General features: G+C 58.7%; 32 protein-coding genes. 5 read left to right on the plus strand and 27 right to left on the minus strand.

Annotated elements, in window-relative coordinates:
• Positions 1 to 10: 10 nt before the first annotated feature.
• From AO068_RS01040 to AO068_RS01170, 27 genes are all read right to left on the minus strand, one after another.
• The gene (locus AO068_RS01040) at positions 11 to 520 is read right to left on the minus strand and encodes a phage major tail tube protein (protein ID WP_058407401.1); all 510 of its coding nucleotides are present in this window, start codon (positions 518 to 520) and stop codon (positions 11 to 13) included.
• Between the two features lie 12 nt (positions 521 to 532).
• The gene (locus AO068_RS01045) at positions 533 to 1,696 is read right to left on the minus strand and encodes a phage tail sheath C-terminal domain-containing protein (RefSeq protein WP_058407402.1); all 1,164 of its coding nucleotides are present in this window, start codon (positions 1,694 to 1,696) and stop codon (positions 533 to 535) included.
• Positions 1,697 to 1,771: 75 nt separating this feature from the next.
• Positions 1,772 to 2,203 (minus strand): hypothetical protein, encoded by a 432-nt coding sequence (locus tag AO068_RS01050; RefSeq protein ID WP_020313284.1) that lies wholly within the window; start codon positions 2,201 to 2,203, stop codon positions 1,772 to 1,774.
• Positions 2,204 to 3,826, minus strand: coding sequence for a phage tail protein (locus AO068_RS01055; RefSeq protein WP_058407403.1), 1,623 nt, complete (start codon positions 3,824 to 3,826; stop codon positions 2,204 to 2,206). It abuts the gene before it with no gap.
• The gene (locus AO068_RS01060; protein ID WP_058407404.1) at positions 3,823 to 4,428 is read right to left on the minus strand and encodes a phage tail protein I; all 606 of its coding nucleotides are present in this window, start codon (positions 4,426 to 4,428) and stop codon (positions 3,823 to 3,825) included. Before AO068_RS01060 ends, AO068_RS01055 begins: the two co-directional genes overlap by 4 nt.
• A 1-nt stretch (position 4,429) precedes the next feature.
• Entirely contained in the window at positions 4,430 to 5,311 is an 882-nt protein-coding gene (locus tag AO068_RS01065; protein ID WP_058407405.1) for a baseplate assembly protein, read from the minus strand.
• Entirely contained in the window at positions 5,308 to 5,634 is a 327-nt protein-coding gene (locus AO068_RS01070; protein ID WP_004407126.1) for a GPW/gp25 family protein, read from the minus strand. The genes AO068_RS01065 and AO068_RS01070 overlap by 4 nt, the downstream gene beginning before the upstream one ends.
• 3 nt (positions 5,635 to 5,637) lie before the next feature.
• A complete protein-coding gene (locus AO068_RS01075) occupies positions 5,638 to 5,916 on the minus strand; it encodes a hypothetical protein (protein ID WP_058407406.1) in 279 nt (92 codons plus the stop codon).
• A 43-nt stretch (positions 5,917 to 5,959) separates the two neighbouring features.
• Complete coding sequence (locus AO068_RS01080; protein WP_058407407.1) at positions 5,960 to 6,544, minus strand: phage baseplate assembly protein V; 585 nt, start codon at positions 6,542 to 6,544, stop codon at positions 5,960 to 5,962.
• A complete protein-coding gene (locus tag AO068_RS01085; protein WP_058407408.1) occupies positions 6,541 to 7,053 on the minus strand; it encodes a hypothetical protein in 513 nt (170 codons plus the stop codon). Before AO068_RS01085 ends, AO068_RS01080 begins: the two co-directional genes overlap by 4 nt.
• Positions 7,046 to 7,702, minus strand: a complete 657-nt coding sequence (locus tag AO068_RS01090) for a hypothetical protein (RefSeq protein WP_058407409.1) — start codon at positions 7,700 to 7,702, stop codon at positions 7,046 to 7,048. Before AO068_RS01090 ends, AO068_RS01085 begins: the two co-directional genes overlap by 8 nt.
• Positions 7,699 to 8,013, minus strand: a complete 315-nt coding sequence (locus AO068_RS01095; RefSeq protein WP_058407410.1) for a head-tail joining protein — start codon at positions 8,011 to 8,013, stop codon at positions 7,699 to 7,701. The genes AO068_RS01090 and AO068_RS01095 overlap by 4 nt, the downstream gene beginning before the upstream one ends.
• Before the next feature lie 2 nt (positions 8,014 to 8,015).
• The gene (locus AO068_RS01100; RefSeq protein ID WP_058407411.1) at positions 8,016 to 9,011 is read right to left on the minus strand and encodes a major capsid protein; all 996 of its coding nucleotides are present in this window, start codon (positions 9,009 to 9,011) and stop codon (positions 8,016 to 8,018) included.
• An 86-nt stretch (positions 9,012 to 9,097) separates the two neighbouring features.
• Positions 9,098 to 9,442 carry a head decoration protein gene (locus AO068_RS01105; protein WP_024683901.1) on the minus strand — a complete coding sequence of 115 codons (345 nt, stop codon included), beginning with the start codon at positions 9,440 to 9,442 and terminating at the stop codon, positions 9,098 to 9,100.
• Entirely contained in the window at positions 9,439 to 10,590 is a 1,152-nt protein-coding gene (locus tag AO068_RS01110; protein WP_058407412.1) for a head maturation protease, ClpP-related, read from the minus strand. Before AO068_RS01110 ends, AO068_RS01105 begins: the two co-directional genes overlap by 4 nt.
• The gene (locus AO068_RS01115; protein ID WP_003377402.1) at positions 10,587 to 12,068 is read right to left on the minus strand and encodes a phage portal protein; all 1,482 of its coding nucleotides are present in this window, start codon (positions 12,066 to 12,068) and stop codon (positions 10,587 to 10,589) included. The genes AO068_RS01110 and AO068_RS01115 overlap by 4 nt, the downstream gene beginning before the upstream one ends.
• Complete coding sequence (locus tag AO068_RS01120) at positions 12,065 to 12,271, minus strand: phage head-tail joining protein (RefSeq protein WP_003377401.1); 207 nt, start codon at positions 12,269 to 12,271, stop codon at positions 12,065 to 12,067. Before AO068_RS01120 ends, AO068_RS01115 begins: the two co-directional genes overlap by 4 nt.
• Before the next feature lies 1 nt (position 12,272).
• The gene (locus tag AO068_RS01125) at positions 12,273 to 14,303 is read right to left on the minus strand and encodes a phage terminase large subunit family protein (RefSeq protein ID WP_058407413.1); all 2,031 of its coding nucleotides are present in this window, start codon (positions 14,301 to 14,303) and stop codon (positions 12,273 to 12,275) included.
• Between the two features lie 4 nt (positions 14,304 to 14,307).
• Positions 14,308 to 14,877: a hypothetical protein gene (locus tag AO068_RS01130; RefSeq protein ID WP_058407414.1), complete on the minus strand. Its 570-nt coding sequence runs from the start codon at positions 14,875 to 14,877 to the stop codon at positions 14,308 to 14,310.
• A 225-nt stretch (positions 14,878 to 15,102) separates the two neighbouring features.
• Positions 15,103 to 15,291, minus strand: a complete 189-nt coding sequence (locus tag AO068_RS28965) for a hypothetical protein (protein ID WP_004663048.1) — start codon at positions 15,289 to 15,291, stop codon at positions 15,103 to 15,105.
• Entirely contained in the window at positions 15,251 to 15,637 is a 387-nt protein-coding gene (locus AO068_RS01135; RefSeq protein ID WP_058407415.1) for a hypothetical protein, read from the minus strand. Before AO068_RS01135 ends, AO068_RS28965 begins: the two co-directional genes overlap by 41 nt.
• Positions 15,634 to 15,957, minus strand: a complete 324-nt coding sequence (locus tag AO068_RS01140) for a phage holin, lambda family (RefSeq protein ID WP_003377395.1) — start codon at positions 15,955 to 15,957, stop codon at positions 15,634 to 15,636. Before AO068_RS01140 ends, AO068_RS01135 begins: the two co-directional genes overlap by 4 nt.
• Positions 15,958 to 16,209: 252 nt before the next feature.
• The gene (locus AO068_RS01145) at positions 16,210 to 16,692 is read right to left on the minus strand and encodes a hypothetical protein (RefSeq protein WP_058407416.1); all 483 of its coding nucleotides are present in this window, start codon (positions 16,690 to 16,692) and stop codon (positions 16,210 to 16,212) included.
• A gap of 328 nt (positions 16,693 to 17,020) precedes the next feature.
• Positions 17,021 to 19,714, minus strand: a complete 2,694-nt coding sequence (locus tag AO068_RS01155) for a bifunctional DNA primase/polymerase (RefSeq protein WP_058407418.1) — start codon at positions 19,712 to 19,714, stop codon at positions 17,021 to 17,023.
• Entirely contained in the window at positions 19,711 to 19,917 is a 207-nt protein-coding gene (locus AO068_RS01160; RefSeq protein ID WP_004407080.1) for a TraR/DksA C4-type zinc finger protein, read from the minus strand. The genes AO068_RS01155 and AO068_RS01160 overlap by 4 nt, the downstream gene beginning before the upstream one ends.
• A complete protein-coding gene (locus tag AO068_RS01165; protein WP_020309367.1) occupies positions 19,910 to 20,398 on the minus strand; it encodes a phage regulatory CII family protein in 489 nt (162 codons plus the stop codon). Before AO068_RS01165 ends, AO068_RS01160 begins: the two co-directional genes overlap by 8 nt.
• 227 nt (positions 20,399 to 20,625) lie before the next feature.
• Positions 20,626 to 20,853, minus strand: coding sequence for a transcriptional regulator (locus AO068_RS01170; RefSeq protein ID WP_003377382.1), 228 nt, complete (start codon positions 20,851 to 20,853; stop codon positions 20,626 to 20,628).
• Between the two features lie 100 nt (positions 20,854 to 20,953).
• Between AO068_RS01170 and AO068_RS01175 the strand changes: the two genes are divergently transcribed.
• The 5 genes from AO068_RS01175 (at position 20,954) to AO068_RS01195 (ending at position 23,280) form a co-directional block, all read left to right on the plus strand.
• A complete protein-coding gene (locus AO068_RS01175; RefSeq protein WP_058407419.1) occupies positions 20,954 to 21,670 on the plus strand; it encodes a helix-turn-helix domain-containing protein in 717 nt (238 codons plus the stop codon).
• A gap of 174 nt (positions 21,671 to 21,844) precedes the next feature.
• Entirely contained in the window at positions 21,845 to 22,105 is a 261-nt protein-coding gene (locus AO068_RS01180) for a DUF1654 domain-containing protein (protein WP_235592554.1), read from the plus strand.
• A 76-nt stretch (positions 22,106 to 22,181) separates the two neighbouring features.
• Entirely contained in the window at positions 22,182 to 22,376 is a 195-nt protein-coding gene (locus AO068_RS01185; protein WP_058407421.1) for a hypothetical protein, read from the plus strand.
• Positions 22,373 to 22,711, plus strand: coding sequence for a hypothetical protein (locus AO068_RS01190; protein ID WP_020309372.1), 339 nt, complete (start codon positions 22,373 to 22,375; stop codon positions 22,709 to 22,711). The genes AO068_RS01185 and AO068_RS01190 overlap by 4 nt, the downstream gene beginning before the upstream one ends.
• Positions 22,708 to 23,280 carry a deoxynucleotide monophosphate kinase family protein gene (locus tag AO068_RS01195; RefSeq protein WP_020309373.1) on the plus strand — a complete coding sequence of 191 codons (573 nt, stop codon included), beginning with the start codon at positions 22,708 to 22,710 and terminating at the stop codon, positions 23,278 to 23,280. Before AO068_RS01190 ends, AO068_RS01195 begins: the two co-directional genes overlap by 4 nt.
• Positions 23,281 to 23,322 lie beyond the last annotated feature (42 nt).

Raw genomic sequence — 23,322 nt, forward strand, 5'->3', positions numbered from 1 at the left:
TATCCTTCTATCAGAGGCCAAGGGCTGAACGTTCTGCAGCGAGCTGGTCGACACCGTTGATCACACGCTTCATGCCCAGTGCATCAATCTCGTAGACCACACGACCGTCCACTTCCAACTTGTAGTAAGTGAGCGCGACAGCGTGTTTGATCTCGGACTTGTCACCGGGCTTCCAGTCCCCCATGTCGACCTCTTTGAGCCGACCACGCAATGTGACCACGACCGGGGTGACCTTGCCTTTCAGGCCCTTGAACGCTCCACGGAATACGCCGTTGAACGCAGTGCCATCTGCCAGGCCGAAAAACTTCAAGGACTCACGGCGCACGCCCGTGGTGGTGAAGTTGGCCTCCTGCTTTTCCATGCCCATGTCCAGCTCGACCGGCAAGTCCATGCCACCGGGGCGGTGCTCTTCAGTCTTGAGTGTCAGCTTGGGCAGGGTCAGGCTCGACACATCGCCTTGGAAGCTGACACCGTCGACGAACAGGTTCAGGTTGCTCAGTGTTTCTGGAATCATTGCCATCGTTGCAGCTCCTTAAGCGGCAGAGTCGAGCACTTCGGTCAGCCATTGGTTGGTGACTTCAACGCGGAAGTTGGGGTTTTCGGCAGGTGGCACGTCGGTGAAACGGATGTTCCAGTACACCTTGCCCTGCTCCAGCTGGGTGGACGTGTTCAACTCGGTGTCCGCGAATACTTCAAAGTTGATGATCGCGCCCTGATTTTTCAGATCACGCATGAACGCCTGCAGGCCCTCGGTTACGTCCTTGACGTAGGTGGCAGTGATCGAGCGGTCCACCGCCCATTTGTGCCCGTAGAGGATCGCGTCCATGACAATGTCCATGGTGCGCACGCGGGTCACGAACGCCCATTTGGAATCGCTGCTGAGCGTGCGGTTGCCCCACAACCGATAGCCGTCATCGCGGATGATGGTGGCGATATTGGCGTTGTTGAGCAGGTTGGCCCGGCAGGTTTCGTCACCGTCCAAAAACTCGATGGGCCGCTTGGTACCCGTGATGCCTGCAAACTCTTTGTTCGACGGCGAGGCCCAGAAGCCGTACTCCGCGTCGGTCCAGGCGAACAGACCTGCCACCCAGGCAGAGCCAGGTGCATCGACTGTCCCATTGGCGGTGGTATCCCAGTACTGGACACCGGGGTCGACCATGAAAGAGCGCTTGCCACCGAAGTTCTTGGCGTACGCCATGACCGCTTCGTCGGTGGTGTTGGGGCCATCAATGATCGGCAGCGCCCGCAACTTGTCTGCCAGTGCAGTCAACGCTTTACCGACCGCCAGAATCGAGCTGTGCTTGGGGGCAATCAGCAATCGCGGCTGGGCATTGAAGCGGCTCTTACCGTCGAGCAGTGCCTGGAGTCCGGTACGGGTTCCATCTGCTTTCACACCGCCGATAATGGCGGAGGTCTGCAGGGCCGCGTCGTCCAGCTTGGCGACGCCGCACGCAACGATCACAGCCTTGGCTTTGACGTAGATCGCCTGACAGGCTTTGGTGATTGCCGAGTCAGGACCAAACGCTGCAATAGCCTCGCGCTCGGAAGTGATCAGCACCAGGTCATTGACCTTGGCGCTGTACGCAGGCGCTTCTGTGAACGTATCCACCAAGCCAATGATTGAGGACGTGGGGAGCGAAATGGTGCGTGCGCCGGTATCGACGTTCGTCACAGTCACGCCGTGGAAGAAACTCATAGGACAATCTCCAGAAACGAAAAACCCCGCATGGCGGGGTTGGGTGGTGCTGCGTTATGCGTAACGGGCGAGCGCTTAGACGAGCGCCGACACCCAGTCAGGAGGCTGGGGGCGACTCTCTGCGCTTGGGAATGCAGGTAACTGCGGCCAGTCGCGAAGATCCAGCCGCCAGGCTTGAAGTGTTGAGTACTGATCATCATTCAGCGTGGTCGCGCGCTTAGCTTCCTTTTCGTCGCGGTGACGCACGATTAGTGGGTCGGTGGTTGCAAGCCACTGGTCGCGCCAGTAGCGAGCGCCCTGTCTCAGTTGTTCGTCACTGGCCGGGGGCGGATCTTCGAGGATCGGGAAGCCAGCCGCTCCCGTGACAATGAGCTGGCCCTCGCCCTGTCCGCCCAGCAACATCGAATAGTCCTGCTCTGACACTTCCACAGCGTCGTCAGGCATATCGTTACCCAGGATGTCAGGGCGACAAAAAGCACCCAGCGAAGCACTCCAGTAGTTGTTCATTTATTCACCTATGGCCCAAACACGAATAATGCGCGCACCCGTATCCTCACTGAAGGCAAAGCCGTTGACGGACCCGAGGCCAAGTCCCTCCGTGGTAATTTGAAACTTGTTGACCCCGGCACCGTTCCCCTGGATCGCGAACGCCTGATGACATGCGTTTAGAAAACTGGTTGGGAGAACCGCAGTCCAGGCCATTGAAGCCCCTGCTACGGGAGTGAATGAAATCTGCGTCCATTGAAATATTTTTCCGCTCAACAATCGGGTCCATCCCGATTGTGCTCCGGACTTCATCTGCGCTTTGATACGGCCAGCCTCAACCTTATCGATTCGAAAAACCAAATCGGAACCGGAGTTCTGCCCTCCACCCTCTGCAAACATTCCACTGTCACCGTCCTCGGCGAACGTATACCCCGCCACTGATGAGTTATCCTCTGTATTGGGAGGGCCTTTGGGCACCCTCACACCACGGAAGAACTGTGCTGCGCCACCTGCGGAATGCTGGAAGATGACTTCGCCGTTGGCTGCCAACTGCAAGGTGCCGTCCGTGGGACTGAACAGGCCGGTATCGTCATCAAACACAAAACCACTGTCGTTTGTATTGCCCGCATTGGCCGCGCCTACCTTAGCCTTCAACTTGCCCTTGAGTTGTCCTCCGGACAAGCTGAGCTTTTGCGAAAGCCCAGCCGCCAGCGCGGCCTGCACAAATTCGGTGTTGGCGGCCAACTTGTTGTTGGCAACTACCGCAGGCGTGGGCACCGTAGGTGTGCCCAACAGAGCCGGGGACAGCAACGGGGCAAAGCCCGCCGTAATGTTCTGGAAAACCAACGGGGTTGTTCCGACACGAATCTGTCCTCCTGTAAGCAGTTGCCAGATTGTATCGGCCAGCAAAGTCCCCTCTTCCACAGAAACAATAAGCGCGGCAGTGACTTCAGGATCACTGTCTGCATCTTGCGAGCGCAGCCAGTTGCCGCTGGCAACTACCGTGTACAGGCCATTCTCTTTTCCAGCGGTCTGCGACTTGACCAGGACGCGATCACCGTCGACAAGCTCAATGCCGTCCACGGTTTGCAGACCGGACAATTTGATGTCTGTCGAGGTCGCAACCCGTACCGACTGCTTGTGATCGAGCCTGTTGAGTTTGTCGGCTACTTTACCGTCAACGTAAGCACGTGTTGCCAGCACCACAGAAGGATCAATTTTCAGCTCAACGTTGCTGGTATTGCTGACCAGCAGGTTGATACGAACTATCTGGGTACGACCGGACCCTTGAGTCAACGCCGGTTTGTATGATGGCGCACAGTTTGCGACCGCGACCATGTCACCATCGGAGTCGTACAAGGCGATTTCACGAATCCAGAACCCGCCCACTTCAGCAGGGATGACCTGCTCGGCGATGATGATTGCGTTATTGGCAGGGTCAACCTTGAGCTGATTGAGCGGCGCTCGACGTCGCTCGTTAATCAGTTTTTTCTGCGAGGCATCCGGAACAGGATCAGCCCCGTTTGCATCCCCGACGCCCATTTGTGCAATTTTCCATGCGATGCCCAACGCATCGGCGTTCGCCTGTTTGGCAGCACCGATGTTGGTCAAGATGGCAAAGAATTGCGAAGTCTGATCGATCATGCGAAGACATCCAGAGTATCGATAGTGGTTTCACGTCCACCCAGTCCTACAAAACCCGTGACATCGATGTCACGCTGCACAGGAGGGTAAACATCGATTTCATCGCCTTCGGAAACCGACAAGGCCATGTAAAACCTGCCGGTCGTTTCCAGGCTTATAGCCAGCTCCCGCATGTGCCGACTGACCGGCTTGGCGTCGTCAATCAGGGCGGTCAGCTCTTGATACATCTCTTCGGTAATACCGGTATCCAGCACGCCGACTTTCAACGCAAAGGTCCCCGGTGTGCCCTGCGGCACGGTCTCCCACCACTCCAGCACGTCAATCAGATAACCCAAGGGCTCGACCACACGGCGGATTGCTCCAATGGTGCCCTTGCGTGCATGGATGAAAAACGAAGCGGCAATAGCTGCACGCTTCACCGGCTCGGACCATTCATCATCCCAACGGTCGACGGACCAAGCCCAGGCAAGGTGGTACAGCAGGTGTGCAGGACAGGTCTGCGGGTTGTACAACGTGCGCAATGGAGTCTGGGTGACTTCATCCGTAGCCGCTTCAATGGCGCGCTCCAGCGGGGTGCTGTTGAGGGGGAGCAAGCTGGTCATCTCAACTCCCCCGCGTCACAGTGAATGCTTCGCACCAGGCTGCCTGCGCCTTCGTCGGACGGATATCGATCCAGCCCTGCAGATCAATCCGGCTGACACCGCTAATGTGCAGTTGGGCATCAACGCCGGACCGGGCGACCTCAAGGCCAAGCCGTCTTCTGGGATTGATCCAAGACTGCAGACGGCTTTTGCATTCGGCCAGAGTCGCCTCGGTTTCAGGACCGCTGCCGACCATGTGAACAACGGCATCGATCCGATAATGTAAGATCTCGGCGCTCTGCACTGTCAGGCGGTCACCCAGCGGGCGTACATCTTCGTCACTGAGATTGAGCCGAACGGTCTCCAGCAGATCCGCACTTGCCACACCGCTGCCTTCCAGTGCGAGCACCGTGACGACCACCACCGCTGGAGAAGGACTCTCGGCTGTAGCATCGGCCACCAGCGCCGAGGCGTTGCGCGCATGCAGGATATAGCTGTTTCGTGGCCCCGCCGTGGTGAGCCCTTCATAGGCCAGCTGGACACGCTCCTGTAGGGCGTCATCTTCTTCCATGACCGCAGCGGTAGGCGGCACGGCGTTCGGATCTGCTGCCTGAATCTCCAGACGCCTGAGATTGACGTTGGCTGCCAACTGATCGAGATCCGCTTTTCGGGCATAGGCCAGCAGCAGAGCCTTGGCCGCATCGTTGACACGGGCGCGGTTCTGAAGCCGTCGATAAGCGCCCAGTTCAAGCAGTTTTGTCACCGGGTCACTTTCCAGCAAGGCGCTCCAGTTATCACCCATGTACTCACGAAATGCGCTCAGTTCTCCCTGATAAACCTCTTCAAAGTCCAGATCTTCGAGCACCTGCGGCGCGGGCAGCGCCGACAATTCGATCAGGCTCATGCCGTTACCTCCAATACTGCGTTGTCACCGAGGTAGGTGCCTGTCAATTGCAAGGTGACCTGTCCGTTCAGAACGGCAATCACCCTCACCCGCTCAAGGCGCAGGCGCGGCTCCCAGCGTGAAAGCGATCTTGCGACCTCGGCCTGCACTGCGCTCTTCCAACCATCGTTGACGGGCAGGTCCACGAATCGCCTGATCTTGCTGCCGTACTCTGGCAGCATGCGGCGGCTGCCAATCGGTGTCGTGAGGATGTCTTCGATGGACTGCCGCAGATGCGCCAGGCCGGAGACGGGCTGACCGGTTCGGCGATCCATTCCGATCATGACTTACTCCAACGACTCAAGGTCGGGATGCGTGCTCAGACACTGCACCGCGACCGCGTCATCTGCCAGCGCGGTGACAATGCCTCTGGCGACCGCCAGCGTGCGGTCATCCGGCAGGATAAGCGTGCGGGAGGTGTACAGCGTGTCACGGTAGGTCCGAACCGCCACCGGGGGCACGGGAGGTGAAACGGCATCAGCTACGGATGCAGTCGCAGGTGTGACCTGATTTGCTTGTACGGCCGGCTCATCACCAGAAGCCTTGTCGCCTTTCACTGTCGCCATCGAATAATCTCCAGACATTAAAAAGCCCGCAGTGCGGGCCGGGTCAGTGCTTGTGGTTCGGGGTGTTGCCACCCGTGTCGATAATCTGCCCGCCGCCATGGATATCACCGACTACGGCGAGCGTTCCGCTGATCGTGACGTTGCCATCCAGCGTGATCGTGGCTGCCTTGGCAGTGATCGTTCCGGAGGTCGCACTGATAGAGTCGTCGGTCACAACGGCCGAGCTGGCTCCGACTGTGACAGTCACAGTTCCAGAGGGCAGATCAATTGTGTAGGTGTTGGCCTGCCAGTCGTAGATCAGGGAACCGCCATCGTCGAAGCGCCAGACTTCCACGTGATCGCGGTTATCAGGCTGGCTACCGGCATTGCCGTAAAGCCCAGGAATGAACGTGCCTTGGGACACGTCACCGCTTGCGCTGATCAAGGTGCCCTGCTCGTTCATTGACGGTGCCCGCCAATGGCGCGCCTTGCCAGCTGCAATGCTGTGCCAGCGAACCCAGGCACTCACCCAGTTTCCGTCTGAAACACGACAGGCGGGAGGTGATGCGGCAAGGTCCAACGCTACGACATAGCAGTCCTTGACGACTCCAGCGAGCATGCGGTCGTGCTCTGCAAGGGCAAAACTCATAACAGCTCCTCGGGCGAATGATTATCTCCAGCTCGGTCGAAGGCAAAAACCAACGTTCCGGGTGGCTCATTTGGCCACGGCCATTCCTCTTCGCCGAGGTAGATGCCTTGAGTCCACTCAACGACCCAGACCGCGTAGCCATCCAACTCGGGACGCGACCAGTCCTGAGCGGCTCTCACGAACTCAGCGGGCTCGACCTCAAGCCCCCAGGTTTGCAGCCTCAGCAGGACAGCAAGCTGCGATGCTGCAAAGGCTGCCTGCTGCTGACATTGCTCACGCTCGGAGCCCACGATTACCCGTGCTTCGAACCGGGCAATCAGGGCTGTTTCTCCGGTGCCCTGATCTATGCCTGGCTCAAACTCACCCAGTTCGATCAGCAAGGCCGGAACGGCGATCTGCTCAAGCATATCCGGCATGGTGCCGACGTACTCAAGCCCGACTATCGCGGCCCTGATGTGTCGCTCAATGGCTTCGTACAGCGAATCCAGACTGAAAGCTTCGTCAGGCACGGGCAGTTCCTTTCAGATACTTCTGCAGCTCGTAATTGAATTCCTGCTTGAGGATCTCCAGCAGGCGCTCATCAGCACGTTTCACCCAGCTATCGAAGTGTGGCCTCGCCTCTTCAAGCGATACCTTGGCTTTGGCCAGCGGGAAGCGGCTGCCGTTTTCTTCGATAAAACCGGAGCGACGTTTGCCTTGCCTTGTCTCGGCATACGCGCCTGAGTCAAAGTGCTTGCTCGCGGTACGGATCCAGATATCAGGACTGCCGCCGTAAACCGTTTTGAAGAACGCGCCCTGATAACGGCGACCGGCAACGGATACGCCGGTACGGCTCTGCCGCGCACGGCCGATACGACTGGCAGAAATGGCATCCAGACCAAACCAAAGCTTGCCGCGCATCGTGCCACCGCTGACCGGGTAGGCCCGAAGGCGTTGCCGTACGGCCGTGACAGCGATGCGCTCTTGCCGCCCAACTGCCCTGGCAATGTGCGTGCGCAACCAGCGCAGCGTCTTGTTGATGGCTCGACGCTGGGCCGCGACCGCCGCTTTGGGAACCGCGGCAGCAAAGTCCTTGAACGCTTCCAGGTCAGCCGCCGAAGGCTGCAGGGTGATCATACCGTCCTTGGCCGACTGCTTGTAGAAGCTGCCAACACTCATGGATTAATCCTCAAGACCAGCGTGATCAGTCCATCGCCACCGGGCTCCATACGAACCAATGTGTACAGCCCACCGCCGTCTGGCTTGGGCAGATCCACCCGCACCTGCTGTCTCTCATGAACGCCGTCAGAATCTGCGACACGAATGACCAGGTGCGGCTCGCGCAGACCGGTATTGATGCGGCCCAGCTTTGGTTGCAGCCAGGGTGCAGAGAACATGCCTGACACTTCGCGCCCCTCAATAAATGCCGTGTCGCTCAGCACATCGAACACGGCGTCATCCAGGGTTTCGATCAAGTCACGGAATGCCATGACTACAACGTCAGGCGGATCTGCGCCCGAGGTCGAGTGCAAAGGTGCAGCGGGTTGGACTGTGCTTCACCGGCTACGCCCTTACCAAACGGCAGTGTTTCCAGCTTGCTGTAGTACGGTATGCCCTGCGTGTTGACGGTCTCCATGTAATCGGCCGGCGCGAAGGCTGAGATGTACAGGTCCGGCACACCCTCAGGCACGAGCAACGCCTCGTCGTCATTCACAAAGGCGATACCGGCGACCTTGCCACGGTAGCGCTCCCACACGATGCCACCGAACTCGAAACTTTCGCGGGCATCACCGCGTAGCTCCGACGCCTGCGCCGAGTTGAGGTAGGTCTCTTTGACCGACTTGTGAACGATCAGCTTGTTCCAGAAGTTCTTGCCGCAGAACGCGCGCGAGCCGGTGCTGGTTACGCTGCCGAGTGCGTCCTCTTGCATGTCCAATGCTTCGCCTGCTTTGACACGCAGTTCCGTGCCAGCGTCGTTCAGGCCCATGGACAGGCTCTGACGCTGGACACCAAAGGCCGCGTAGATATCCAGCAGCACGGTTTTTCCGTCCGCATCCAGCACCTGGCCATTGAGCGCGCCCATGCGCTGGAACTCGTGGGTAGCGTCAAGCTGACGGCGGGCACGGGCCAGCCGGGTGTTGATTACATCCTGCACGGCCTGCAGCTCAGTGCGTGAACCGAATGCGCGAATGCCTTGAATCTCATCCGCCCGGATCGTGAAGCGCTCAGGCAGGTGGACGGTGTTGAACGGAATCATGCGGCGCTTGGTGCTGGTGACGACAAGACCAGAGCTACCACGCTCACCGGACGGGACCAGCGCCAGGGTGTCGCCGTCCTTTTCGATCTGCACGGTCAGAGTCGTGATGCCCGCTTCCTGAAACAGACCGAGGCCGCTGATGCGACCCGGCAGGTAAGGTTGCTCGTTGATGGCGGCGGTAAGCGTGGCGACGCTGAATGCTTCGTCGTCGAAAATGGCGATATCGGCCATGGGGGTATTCTCCAGAAAAACGAAACCCCGCAAATGGCGGGGTCGGATAAACGAAAATGAATCGGGGTTTGTGGCCGATAGATCGATCAGCGAAGGATGATGAACTGCTTGGCCAGCGCCTTCTCAGCGTCCAGATCCAGACCGGTCAGCAGCGTTTCAGCGACCTCGGCCAGGCGCACCACGGCGCGACCACGACGAACGATGTCCGACTCAGGAAGCGGTGCAAAAAGAATCGCTGTGGCGATCTCGCTGCCGTCTTCAGCGGCCGGGTCGTAAGGGGCGAACTCACCCGATGCGGTCACCAAGCCCAGCAGTTGGCCCGCATTCAGGGCCTCACTGGCGGCCACGTTGATCGACTCTCGCGAGATGTTTCCGGGACCTTCGGAGAGAAGGAATTCACCGGCATGGATAGGCTCCATTTTGATGGTCATGGACGTGCTCCTGTTGAGGTCGGTTTCTTACCACCCTGCGCCGCCCTTCGGGCCGCATAGATGTCGTGGTGATCGGGTTGTTTGGCCTGGACCTTGGCCGGTGGGTCGTCCTCCAGCGGCAGGCTGTTATCGATTTCAAAGCCCTTGCCGCTGCTGACCAGCTTTTCAAACAGACGCGCCTGCACAGCCTGCTTGTCCAGACCTGCGCTAACGAATTCGGCGGTCAGCTCCGGCAAGCGAGCCGCAACACACAGGTCGCGCACGCCCTTAGCCTGGGTGATCGCCGCCTGCACCGTTGCTTGATCGGCAAGCTTGGTGGACGCAATCAAAGGCTCGATCAGGTTATTGATGCCCGCCGCGCCGCAGGCTTTCGTAATCATCAGCGCCAAGGCGGATGCATCAGCCGGTTCAGGATCAGTTGGCGGGTCAGTAGGTTCGGGCTCGGGCTCGGGCTCAACAGCGTTGAGCTGATCCAGCAAGGCCTTTGGCGTCTGGCGGAACCGCTGTATGGCAGCACCCTGCCCAAGACATGCTTTGACCTCTACCCCCGCCCCGATCTCGTCAGCCAGGCCAAGCGCCAACGCTTCCGGCGCAGTGAGCCAGGTTTCAGCGTTGACCATGCGTCGCAGCTCGACCTCGTCGATGTCCGGCGACTTGGCCTTGTAAGCCGCGATGATGGCTTCCAGCGTCTGGTCCAGCACATCGGCGACCTTGCGCAGGTCCTCGGCATCGCCCGCCGTGTAGGTCCACGGGTTGTGAATCATGAGCATGGCGTTGGACGCCATGACCATGCGGTGTGCGCCACACGCGGCAACACTCCCGGCACTGGCAGCCAACGCATCGATACGCGCCGTGCAGCGCTCACCCAGCCGGTTCAGCGCATTGTGAATCGCCAGTCCGTCGAACAGATCGCCACCGATGGTGTTGAACGCCGCAACGATGGGCGACACGCCATCATCAATGGCCTTCAAGTCCTGAATGAACTGGTTGGCCGTGATGCCCCAACCGCCGATCTCACCGTAGATGTAGATCTCGATGGTGGTCTGCTCGGCCTGGGTTTCGGCCTTGATGCGGTACCAGTTCTGGTCCTCGACCGCCAGGGCTACCGGGACCTTGTTGAAAATGCGAAACGGCAACAGCGGTTTCATGGGTTCTCCTTCTCGTCGGGATCCTCATCGAACGCCGACAAGGTGCTGTAATTGAGGCCCAGACCACGGGCACGAGCCGCATCGGCGGCGTTTTCTTCGTCCACGATTTCGGCATCAGTGCCAGTGCGCAGGCACATCTCACTGCGCGAGGCGAGCCCCGCGTTGATTTCCATCGTTCTCGATTGCACGTCCTGCACCGGATGAATGTAGGACCAGCCTTGCGGTACCCAGCGCGTGCGCAGGTATTCGCGACGGCGTGCGGCGTAGTCGTCCAGTTGCAACGCCCCAGACAACACCGCCATGTCCATCCATGCCGCCCGGACGGGACGGCACAGTTGGTGGACATACACGCTGTACTGCAGCTGCTCCAGACGCCGACGAAACTCGTTAAGCACCACCCGGATGGTGCGGTCGTTGACGCCGCGCATGTCGCCGGTCATCAACTCATAGGGCAGCCCCGCACCCGCAGCTGCCGCCATCAGTTGCTGCCGCATGAAGTCGGGGTAGTTGTTGCCGCCATCGGGCGGTGTCGAGAACTCGACCTCCTCCCCCGGCAGCAACTCCTGCATCGTGCCTGGCTCCAGCGCGACCATCGGCGTGAAGCCATCGGCTCCGACCTTGATGGGCGCGCCCGTCAACGGGTCGAGCATGGGCGGACCGTCAACAGCGGGCTTACGGATGAAGCCCGCGAACAGGTTGGCCACCTCTTGGCGGAACAGGACAGCGTCGTCGTAGTTGTCCAGACTGCGCAGGCGCTTGAGCACCGGTGCCAGCCTGGGCACGCCACGAAGCTGGCCGGGCTCCACGGGCTCAAAGATGTGCAGCATCTGGCTGGCCGGAATACGCACCAGCATGTTGTAACCGGCGTTGATCGAGGTCATGTCACTCGGGTGTGAGCGATAACACCAGTAGGCCACCCGCTTGCCGAATCCGTTGAATTCGATCCCGGCGCGGATGATGTTGCCAGTGCTGGTCACCTCAAACTTGTCATGCGGAACGAACTCCGGTGCCAGGCATTGCAACTGCAAGGGTACCGCCAGACCGTCGTCCATCCGCCTGGGTCGTAACCGGACGAAGCATTCGCCCGACTGCTCGACCGTCCGGGCGATCAAGGCTTGCTGGCCGTAGAAGTCGGTCAACTGATCGGCATCGGATTCGTCTACCCAGTCCTCCCACGTCTCCTGAAAGATACGGCGCAATTCCTTGTCCGCGATCCTGGGCTGCGGGGTGATGCCGGTGCCGATCAGGTTGCTGACCCTGCGATCAATGGCATTGGCCGCATAAGGGTCGTTGCGCACCGCTGCTCTGGAGCGGGAGCGCAGGTTGCGCAGCGCAGGCATGATCAGGCTGTTTACGCCTGTATCAGGTGCGTCCCACGTGGCAGATCGGCGACCGTCGGCAGCGCCTTCATAGCTGGCTTTGATGCGTTCCGGCACCAGAAAGCCTGAACGTGACAGCGTAGGGTAACGAGTGCTCACAGTCCTTTGCCCCCGTGGTATAGGCGGACAACCCGCGAGCGTGGACCGGCAGCATTGGTCAGGCTGGTGCGGATCAGATCGCGAGCCTGGATCAGCTCATCAACCGAGCGGTATTCGACCGTCCGATCTGCGTAACGCACGATCTTTTCGCCACGCCCTATCGCTGCCTCGACGGCATCAAGATGCTTCTGGGTGTAAGCCATATCAACGTCTCTTCAGATAGCCGCTGGTGGAAGCGCGGCGTTGCGGGGGTTGCGCGGGTTGTGGTGCTGGACGTGCTATCGGCTGAACGACTGCAGCCGTGGGTTGCGCTCGCGGTTCAGGCGTGTGAGCTGGCCGGTCCTCAACGCTCAGACGTTCAGCGACCGGGGCTGTAGACTGACCCGCCTCGTCAAACAAACCGGCTTGGGCCAAGGCATTCTTGAGCCGCCCCCAGTCGTGCTCGCCGTAGCGATGCAGGCCCAAGTAATGAGCCATCGCCAGGCTGTACACCAGCAGATCGAGCGCCTCGTTTCGTTCCGCCTTGCCCTTGACCCACTCAATGCGTTTGAAGCCTTTCACGTACCGGGCGACCTTGCGCTCGGCAACGCACTGCGCAAAGAAGTCGGCAGGCAGATCCTTGGCGAAGTGCAACGCGCCGGGTCCGCTTTCCAGCTGATAGCGGTTGTAGATCCAGTCCTTTGCCGTGTCGGTACCGACCATCCACAACTCAGCACCGTTGCGTTCGGTCTGGCCTTTCCACGTCACGTCCACCAGTGAGGGCCGTTGAGCGATAACCGGCTTGCCGGGCTTGCTCGCGCCTTTGATGGCGAAGACATTGCGCCAGCGTCGAACGCGGCAGAACTGATAGACCTCGTGTGTGTGGTGTCCACCGGAGTCGACACCCGTTGCCAGAATCGCCAGGCTCACGCCACAAGGGTGGCGGTAGCGCTCTTTGAGCTTTTCATCCAGCACCAGCCAAGTGCGATCATCAGCGGGATCGCCCATGATCACCTGGAAATCAATGATCCAACGTTCCATCCCTTCGCCCCAGCCGACCACCATCATTTCCAGCCGGTTGGCCTGAACGTCCACTGAGGCAGTGAGCGATAGGACGCCAGCGGGCATGGAGCCCAGCACGTAGTTTTCCAGCAGCGCTCTTGCTTGCAGAACAGCAGCTTTGGTCTGCTCTTGAGCACTGTCCCAGACTTTGGCGAGACGGGTGTTGTAGAACACCTGCATCGGTTCAAGATCGCCGCGATCCTGAGCCTTTTTGGCTTTCTCGTACTGCTTGGCTAGTGACTGCCAACTCTGCCAGCCCAGCGGGGCATACAGCGCGTTGAGGTGGAAACCCACCGTCTCACCATCACCCTGGGCATGTGAGCGCCATTCGCCTCGGGCGAGCATATCGCCCTTGTGAAACTCCTCGATCAGCACATCGCAGTCCGGACTAGCACACTGGTAATGCACGGTGCTGAAGTCAGGCGAGTACAGCAGGCGTTCCCACTCCAGCGTCTGCATGTGCCCACACGTTGGGCATGGCACATAGTAGTAACGCTGGTCGCTGGTCGAAAACAGGTCATCAATGCGCGACGCGCCCTTGATGGTCGGGGAGCTGGAAAAGTAAAACTTGGCGTTGCGCCCGAAGGTACTGCCCCGCGTCTCGGCCAGCTCTATTGGATCGCCCTCGTCATCGACATCCACGTCCCAGCGATCCACTTCATCGCCGTAGACAAACCGCGCTGACAGTTCAGCAAGGTTGGCCGCAGAACCGGCTGTTGTGGCGAACAACGCGCCACCTTCAAACTCTTTGGTGTCCATGGTGTTACGGGCGTCCCGCGAGCGCGGTGAAGCCACACGTTCACGCAGGACCGGAGTCGCATTGATAGTCTTGCTGATCCGCGCAGAGACACGCTTTGCCAGGCTCAGGCTGGGCAGCAACGTCAAGATGTTCGACGGGGACATGTGAATCAGCGCGCCGATCCAGTTCAGCGCAATCTGGGTTTTCATCAGCTGCGACGCCACCATTGTGACGACCCGTTTGCAGGGGTGAGCCGGTGACAGGCAGCGCATGGGCTCGCGGGCATAGGGTGTGCGGGCCGTTCGGTATTGGCCAGGCTCTGCGGCACCGGTATCACGCGGGATACGCATGTACTCATCGGCCCATTCATCGACCCAGAGTTCCGGGTCGGGCTCAAGCCCACGGCAATACGCTTCGCGGTACACCTCGGCACCGTCTGCGTATCCAGTGGGCATAGGTCTATTTCTCGGTCATGGCGTGTTCAAGGTCAGCGGTTGTCATGCGGGCAGCATCCTCAAAGACCCGGCGAAACGCGCCCGTCAGGTGCTTTTCGATTTGCCAAGGGTCGGTCATGGCAGCCAGCTCGGGAGCCAGTTGGGGGGAAAGGCCGAACATCAAGTCCCGCACGGTTCGGCCAGCGGTGAAGGCAGCTTTTGTTACCGCTTCGCGCGCAACGAGGTTGCCTTGGACTTTGTGAAACTCAGCCTCGGCCAACTGCCCAAGGTAATACTCGCGATGCGCTCTGGACTTCTGGAAGTCCGGGCCTTTGTTTGGGGGCTGCGCCGCAGGTGTTTCGGCGCTCGGCGATAGCTCGCTGTAGACCCCGCGATCAATTCGCCCCTCTTCATGGCGAGCCGCGACAGCAGCCTTGCTTGGATCGGCAGAGTCGGCGAGCAGCGCTTCGGTTGCTTCCAGATCCACCTTCCCGTCCGGCGTCAGGACCAAGCGGTCCTGCTTTGCCAGTTTGGAAACGTAAGATTTGGCCCAGCCGCGCCGTGCTGCGAAATCCGACTTACTGATCAATGTCATGCTGAAATGTCCTGTTCACCCAATGAATACGGGGTGTTCACCTGTTCACCGCAGTTCACTAAGCTGGTGAACTGTCCGCTAACCGAGTTGCGCGAGTCCGCAGCCCCGTATACCCCGAATACCCCCAGGGTCCCCCTTCTCTCGGGGCGCACCAAAACAGGTCATTCGACCCGAAACGCCGAGATCGCGAGCCAGGGCGCGGGTTGCCGTGGGTAGGTCCACGACCTACTTGCTTTGGCTGCGCAGGATCTGCGCGTCGACCTGATCGGCGCAGGTGTCGAGTAGCTTGATGGCCTGATCCTTCAGTTCCCAGACGTCGCCGTTCGAACGAAGGTCAGCCTCATCGGCGTTGATGCGTTCGCAAGGAATCAACTCAGGGGGTTCGATTCGAACCGCTGATGTTTTTGTGACCACCACCGGCTTTGCCGCGCAGGCCGTCAGGCAAAGGCTGAGAAGCCCAATCACGAACGGGCTTGCTGTTGCGCTTGAGGTCTTCAAATTCTTTCCTCGCCTGTTTGGCTTTGTTTTCGCTGGCCTTGATCCGTTGATTCAAGTCCTTCAGGTAGGCTGCATTACGTTGGGCCTCGGCACGCAACGTGGTGATGGTGGCCTCGCTTTCGAGGTTGGCGTCGAGCGCTTTCTTCTTGGCCGTGGCTTCCACTTCCACTTCGCCGCGCAATGCGACGACCCGGTACTGCTGGATGCCGATGAGCAGTACGCCCACCAGCGCGATGATGATTGCAGCAGCGATAGCCTTCATAGGGAATCCACCTTCCGGCCAATGAAACGGGCCACCAATTCGCGAATGGCCGTAACGCCAAGAAAGCCAATCGTTCCACCTGCCGCTACCGATAAGCTGGGCGGCCAGGTCATCCACTCAATCAGGCTGGACGCGACCAGACTCAACGAACCGCAGATCAGCGCTTCGAACAGGATCCGGCGCTTACTGGTTTCTTTGGCGTCGTAGAGGATGCGCAGTAGAGAAACGACGATGGCCATGATCATGCCCTGCCACAGTGGATTTGAAATGGCCGCCACGATCCTGGCCCACGTATCTGGTTTGTCGGGCATGGTGCGCATCCGGTTGCCACCCTTCCGGGGGAGCTGAAATTAAAAACCCCGCCGAAGCGGGGTTGGTGACAGCCTTGGGGATGGCTGGGTGAAGCATGCACAGCAGGTGCTCTGACTGTGATTCAGGCGCAAATCGCAGATCGTGCCCACGTTGTACCGGCGTTCGGAAAAACCGAAAAGGGCTGTTTAACGGTTGGGCCAAATGTGGCCGCAATACAACAAAGATACGACCACAATGCGACAACTGACCCGGACGAACGGTCAGAGCGCCCGAGGGATTGAAGACCTTCTCGAGGAACCGCTTGCGACCTTCAGGTGACGGTTGGTTTGGGGGCCGACCGGATAGCCACGGGTCGAGCCGCTGCGCAGTGCGAGAATCAGCAGGACCTGCTGATGCAGGCGATCTACCCAGTTGCGATAAGTCCGATCAGCGCCTTCGGCAATACCCACCGCTTTCATCTGATCGCGAACAGTCGCCATGGCGCAATAGCGCTCCAATGCCAGCCGTGCCAGTGGTGCACGGCCTGACCGCTCAAGCTCTGCCACGGCGGCTCCAATTTCGCTTGCGATGTGGTCAATGCCACACCCAGCACCGCCAAGTATCCGAGAACCCGGCGTACCACGCGGTGGCGCGCCGCCCCATTCGATAATGGCCCCCATCTGGCTGCCCAAGCCGCCGCCCTGGCCGCGCTCTCGCATCTGCTCGCCCCAATGCACCATCAACACTTCGATTTCCTTGATCACTGCCCTTTCCTCTCGAAATCTGAACCCAACACACAAAACGCCCTATCCAACACAAACCCAACACACTTAAAAACCTTCAAAAACAATGAATTAAATAAGAGTGTGCTGAGTGTGTTGGGTTTGTCGGGTTTATAGGTCCTCGCATAGAGAAAAAATACCTGCGCTTTAAATGATGCAAATAACGTCACGTATGCGCGCACGCGACGCCAAACCCAACACACCCAACACACACGTCTGTACCCCGCGAAAAATGGGCGCTTGATCAGTGCTGGGTTGCCAAATCCAACCCAAAACATACCCAACACACCCGACACACTTTGAGGCGTACTCATGCCGCGACCGCCTTCACGTGGTCCCAGCTATCGACGTTCCAACCCGCAAGGCGCGCCTTGGCCCGCCAGGCATCGACGGCAACGCCCAAGTCCGGCGCTCTCATTGATGGGGGCAGGGAAGCCTCAGAATCATCGGGCACAAAGAAAGCGCCGAAGCGCCGATCATTGCGTTCAGTCCAGGGTATTGACCGGGTCTTCTCCACCTCCGAGCTGATGAACAGCGAGAACTTCGTCTGGCTCATCACGTGCTCTTTGTTGCGCTGACACCACTCAAGGAACAAGGCATAGAGGTCCGTTGAAAGACATACGCCCCAGAGCCCACGGCCCAGTTCGCCATACCGCCAAAGGTACAAAAACGTTTGCCATCCGGCCCGACTGAGCGCAACCAGCCGCTCGCGCGACGCAGTGCTGGGCGGGCGGGTGCGTTCATTGAAGTCACCCAGATCCACACGTAGCAACCAGCCGTAGAGCGCGGCGACACCACCGTTCTCCAGCTCGTGCCCGATGGCTTTCTGTCGGGCGACCGGCAAGGTTTCCATCGGCCACATGACCAACATTCGCCGGTCACTGTCGCTGATCGGCCACGGCAGGATCTCGTTGCTGAGGAACACAGCATTCATGTGGTTGGCCTCCTCCCAGCCGTTGATGAACTTCGACTCCATGCGCACGGTTTTGCCGGTGACCAAGTGCTTGATCTTGCCGACTTGGTTGTAACGCTGATCGCGGCTGACCACCTCTTCAAAAACGGCCCACATCTTCCTGCTTTGCCAGGCGTTGAAGTTGCTCTCCAACTGGGTCTGGCCAACTGTCGCGGCGTACTGTCCGTAGAGCGCGCCGAAGGTATCCGCGAACAACAGACTTTTGCCCGAGCCTTCCATGGTGGAGTGCATCAGCACCGCCGTGTCCATCTTGGCCCCGAGGTGTTGCAACGGATATGCAAGCCACCGAGTCAGCCACAGTGCAGCAGCCTCATCATGGTTGCAGAGGAATGAAATCAACCAGCGCAGGTTGGCGCACGCCGGATCGTCATTGACCGGCTCCAACGGCAGGCCGTCAAAAGTGTTGATGTAAATGCTGGGATCTTTGGTCATGGTCGGGTCGAAGACAATGTGTTCGACATCCACGACCCGTCGCTCGCTGCTGTTCAACCAGAGCGCATAGGTATCGCCCAAGGCCATCTTGACGGCCCCCTCGGCGATCCGGCGTTTCTTTTCTCGATCCCAAACGTCTTTGGTGCCGTCAATGTAGACGTAACGTTCCGTGGGCCGCATGCCGAGAGCACCGCCCTTCTTGCCCGCCATTTTTCGGGCCTGTTCAATGTCCTTCACCTGATCGTCGGCGATCAGCTTCTTGTCCGTGGCATCGAGCCAAAGCTTGGCAATGGGCTTGCCAACACGCGCTTCAAAGGCTGACTTTTTCATCGCCCTAGATTTATCGAAGTCCCAGACCTGCGTGGTGCCTTCTACCAAGGCAAAACGCCGCAGCACTTGCTCAATGGTTAGCTCCTCCCCCGCCCCCCCGTCAGGTGCAGGAGCCGCCGCGCTTGGCACGTCCAGTGCTGCTGCATCTGGCTTGTCGCTACCCTCAGTTGGGGCCGGGGGAAGATCGCTTGCGCTGGGTCGGGTCGTTTGCATACCGAGCATCCGTGCCGCGTCCTTCACCGCCTTGGACTGATCACCGCCATGCTCCAGTAGACAGAACACTTCGAACGCATCGTTTTGGTGACCATTGGCCAACGGATCAGCAGCATGGTGCGAATACACCTTGCCTTCATCCACGGTGATCCCTGGCAGCCCGGTACTACTCTGCGGATAAAGCCATTTGCTCCCGCGCTTGGTATAGCCATTGCTGCGCAAGATCTCTTCGACATCGTGGCAGTTGTTGAATTCGTCAATGACAGACGGCCTCTTGCCACCTGCAGGGGCTGGCTTCGGTTTAGGCTTTTGTTTGCCCGTAGCCTTGGCGTCCTTCGGCAGCCATGGGCACGCAGCCTCCGCGCCCCGCTTGAAGACGTCCCAGTTGCTCCAGACATTCAGCAGATCGCTGATCAGAACCGGGAGCCCCGAAACATCAGGCGGCGTGCGCCAGGTGTATGGCTGGCCGGTGCCTGGATGAATGGAAGGGGGCAGGACGTCCTGCACCAATCCTGCACGCAATTCAAACACAGTGAACCGCTTGTACTGCTCGGCATCTGCTCGATACAAGGCCTCTCTGGCCGTATCGCCCGCCTCCCGAGCAGCGTTTGCCTTAAGCATGATCGACTTGTGCTTTGATCCGTCTGGGTCGTTTTCATTGGGCCAAGACAGGGAGTGCCGCGTCAGTTCCAGCCCTTCCGGGACCTGAAAGAGGACCCGAAACCGCAGTGGGTTGCCGACGACAGTGGGAAAAGACAGGGCGAGCGCGTCCAGATCGACACCCAATAGTTCGTACAGGACAAACCGTGTCCACTTGACATCGTCGACGTCCAATGAACACACCCGACTCGGCCCCAGCACTACGCCGAGGTTATGGTTTGGATTTTTCGTCCAGAACGCCTCGGCCTTGGCAGGATCAACGATGTACTTGCCGGGCTGGTTCCATCCCCTTCCCTTCGGGCCTTTTTCACCCGGTTGAATAGGTACTAACGCAAAATTGAATGTCTCACAGTAGCGACGTGCCCAAGCAGAAAGCGGGATCGAACGATCACTCATCTACGCTGCTCCCGCAGCGATTGACAGTGAATACACGTCTCGCAGCCAACAATGGCGGCACGGCGTGGCTCCGGGATCGGATCGTCGCAGTCTTCACAGAACTGTGAGCTGACCAGGCTGGTCGGGATTCGGCGATGCTTAAACAGAGCGACGTCCAGCAGGTATTGAGCCTGCTCCGTTGCGCGGTCGATATCGTCAGCCATTGGCACGATCCTCCATCGCCAGACGAGCGCCGGCCATGATGCCTAGCACTGCGCGAATGATGTCGTTGCCCTGCTTCTCCAGCAGAGCGACTTCGTGCAACTCCCACACGCCGTCGGCAGCACCGTTGTGCATGCCTGAAACGAACTCGCCTGTTTCGGTCAGCAGCTTGCCGACCGACTTGAGCGCATCCTGAGTGGCAGCCACAGGCTCTGGCTGGTACCAAACGGCTGATGCCGGACGCATCAAGGCATCGAGCAAAAGCGGGCTGCCTGTAAGCCGAATGACATCTTCCAGTTCATCTGGATTCAACCAGCGTCGCTCTTCATCGAGCTTCAGCTTTTTCTGGAGGGCGTCGTTTTCCAACACCATGTCGTGAGCAAGGGCAGTGACCCCGCCCTTGTAGTCGCGACCGGCGCGGTAAAGCGCCTGACGCAACGAAAGCACCTGACCAGCGTCAGGCAATAAATCCATGCGACTCATAACCGTAAAATCCCCGTTTACGGTGTAGCCATAGGCAGGGGCACCCCCTATCCTACGACCACGACCGATGTGCTGTGCTTAACGTGCTGTGCGGCACGGTTCATCGTTCTAGCCAACCAGGTGATTCTTGTGGTGAGAGGACCTGGTAAGCGGAGTTGGCAGTGTTTTGCACTGCCGTTGCTGGGTCGGGGGAATCTTGTGGTGAGAGGTCCCCGGCCCTGCGACTTTTATGCAGCTTCGGAGCCGCGTAGGTATGCCCAGTCGATGTCTGGGCGCAGCACCTCGCATACAACCTTACCTTTCGACTCTCGCTCGATGTTCACTGCAAGAGCGGCACTGGCCCGACGATTACAGTACGCAACTTGTCTGAGCTGTCCGGCAGAAGTCCCGCAACGGCGGGCAAACGCTTCAAGGTCAGGTTTATTCAAAGCCTTCAAATATTCGTGCAGGGTCATATGCACCTCCGTTCAGGATTCGCAGATTAGCAATTGCTAATGGATACAGCAATAGCAAACCGTAATTTACTGTCTGCTAACGGAAAGCGATCATTGGGGCATGGATATCTATAAGCAGCGAATCAGCGCTCTGCGCGCCGCGATGGCGGGGCTGAGCCAAAAAGACTTTGCAAACCAACATGGGTTGGACGCATCGTATTTGTCCCAGCTTTTGAATGGTCATCGGAAACTCGGTGAGAAAGCAGCTGCAACCCTCGAAGAGAAGATCAAGCTGCACCCAGGTAGTCTGGTGAATCCAGAGCTATTGAGCGGTTCCGATCCGGATCAACTCATAGTGCCCGCCGTCGCACCCGTTGACAGTCGAACAGTGATGCAGTCGCTCGGATTCATCACTATCCCACACCTCGACGTGGCAGCGTCGATGGGGTCTGGCAATGTTCCGCCCGACTCCCAAATTGAAGTGATCAAGGACATTACAGTCCACCTTGATTGGCTCAAGACCCAAGGTTTAGCCTTCTCTAGGATCGAGAACTTAGCGATCATCACCGGCGATGGCGACAGCATGGACGGGACATTTCGCGACGGCGATTCCCTACTTGTTGATCGCGGGATTACCGAGATCAGAACCGATGCAGTTTATGTCTTCACACTGGACGGCGACCTTTACATCAAACGGCTGCAGCGCATGACTGGCGGGGCCTTGCGGATGATCTCGGACAACCCTTTGTACCCTGCGATAATCATCGAAGGTGCGGACCTTACAAAGGTCCATATTCAAGCCCGAGTCCTCTTGGTGTGGAATGCCAAAAAACTGTAAACCTCATGCCCATCCAAGCCCGCAATTGCGGGTTTTTTTGTGTCCAATCGCAAAGGAGTACAGATGTACTCCTTTCGGTGTTGCGAAAAAAACCTGCGCAAAATACTGTATGCATATACATACAAAGCCAAGGAGGACCCAATGGCTAGCGTAGCGCACAAGCTGATAGCAACTATGTCTCCCGCACAGATTCTAGCGGCTCGACTTCAAACCATTATTCGCTCCCAGTCCGCTCAGGGAGATCGATATGCAGTGATCTACAAAAAACCAGATGAAGATCAACGGCACTGGGACCAGATCATCGCAGCGATCGACGATACGGAAGGCGTTCACGTAAATATTCAATCTGACGGGGCCGCACGCATATCGTGGTACCTGCCCGAAACCCTATGTCGCCCTGAATGCGGCAGACGCAGTAGCAAAAACGATCATTAATTTAGCATCTGCTATTGCATGAATATTTAGCTTTTGCTAATTTGTCTCGTACCCCTCTCACCACAGAGTACGAGCCATGCAAACCACTCAGCGCAACACCCGCTGCCCGGTGTATCTCCACCCGGCAGCGGCCTCAAACCGCGAATCTATCGCCACCATTCAGCGCCAAACCGGCCTGCTGTTGATCGTCCAGCCAAAAAGCAGCTCCGCGAAAGCAGCACCTGCACCGGCAGTCGATGACTTCGGTCCATGGGGAGGTGACGCGGCATGAATAGCTCCCACCAAGACACCATTCTCCAGATCCTGACGACGATCATGATGGTCAACGCCCAAGGAAAGCTTGTAGGCTTTTTCGATTACGCGGGCCATGTGCAACGGATTGATGTGCGCTTCTATGAAATAGGGGCTTTCGATGTTCCTGACAGCATTAAAAAGGCCCTGCACAGGCGGCACGTTTGGCTGAAAAGAGAATTATCTGTACAGGATTCGGCCGATGACGGTGGGGATATGGGTGAACCCAACGTCACCTCACTGATCGGCCTGCTTGAATTCGTCCAAAACCTGCTGCAACCCACCGACCAATTGGAAGGGGAGCAAGCAGCATGAAGCAGATCCTGATCGGCCTCACCGGCCCTGCCCGCTCCGGCAAAACCACCGCCGCCCACCACCTGGCCCACGAGCACGGATTTGAGTGCTACGCATTCGCCGACCCGTTACGCGACGGCATCATGGCCATATTCAATCTCAGTCCTGAAGACCTTGAGGGCGACAAGAAAGAGCAGCCCATTGACTGGCTGGGTCGCTCACCTCGCCAGTTGATGCAACTGCTCGGCACAGAGTGGGGCCGACACATGATCAGCGCGAACCTGTGGATCGACCTCGCCGAACAAAACCTTGATTGCCTCAGTGCGGTTTTCGACGGCGTGCCTGGCTTTGTGGTGAGCGATGTCCGCTTCGAAAACGAGGCCGACTTCATCCGCAAACGCGGTGGGACAGTTATTCATCTTTCCCGTCCTGACGCAGCCGAAGTTAATCCTCACATCAGCGAAGCCGGTGTGTCGGTGCACCCGGACGACTTGGTACTAACCAACGACAGCGGCCTTCAAGAGCTGTATGGCGCACTGGACGAGCTGTATCGCGCCATCCGCTCACGCGGTTTGCTGGCCGTGGCCTGAGGCACTCGTCATGAACAGAACCCTCGATGCTACAGCAACGAT

Source organism: Pseudomonas sp. ICMP 3272, from assembly GCF_001466905.1.
GTDB lineage: Bacteria > Pseudomonadota > Gammaproteobacteria > Pseudomonadales > Pseudomonadaceae > Aquipseudomonas > Aquipseudomonas amygdali.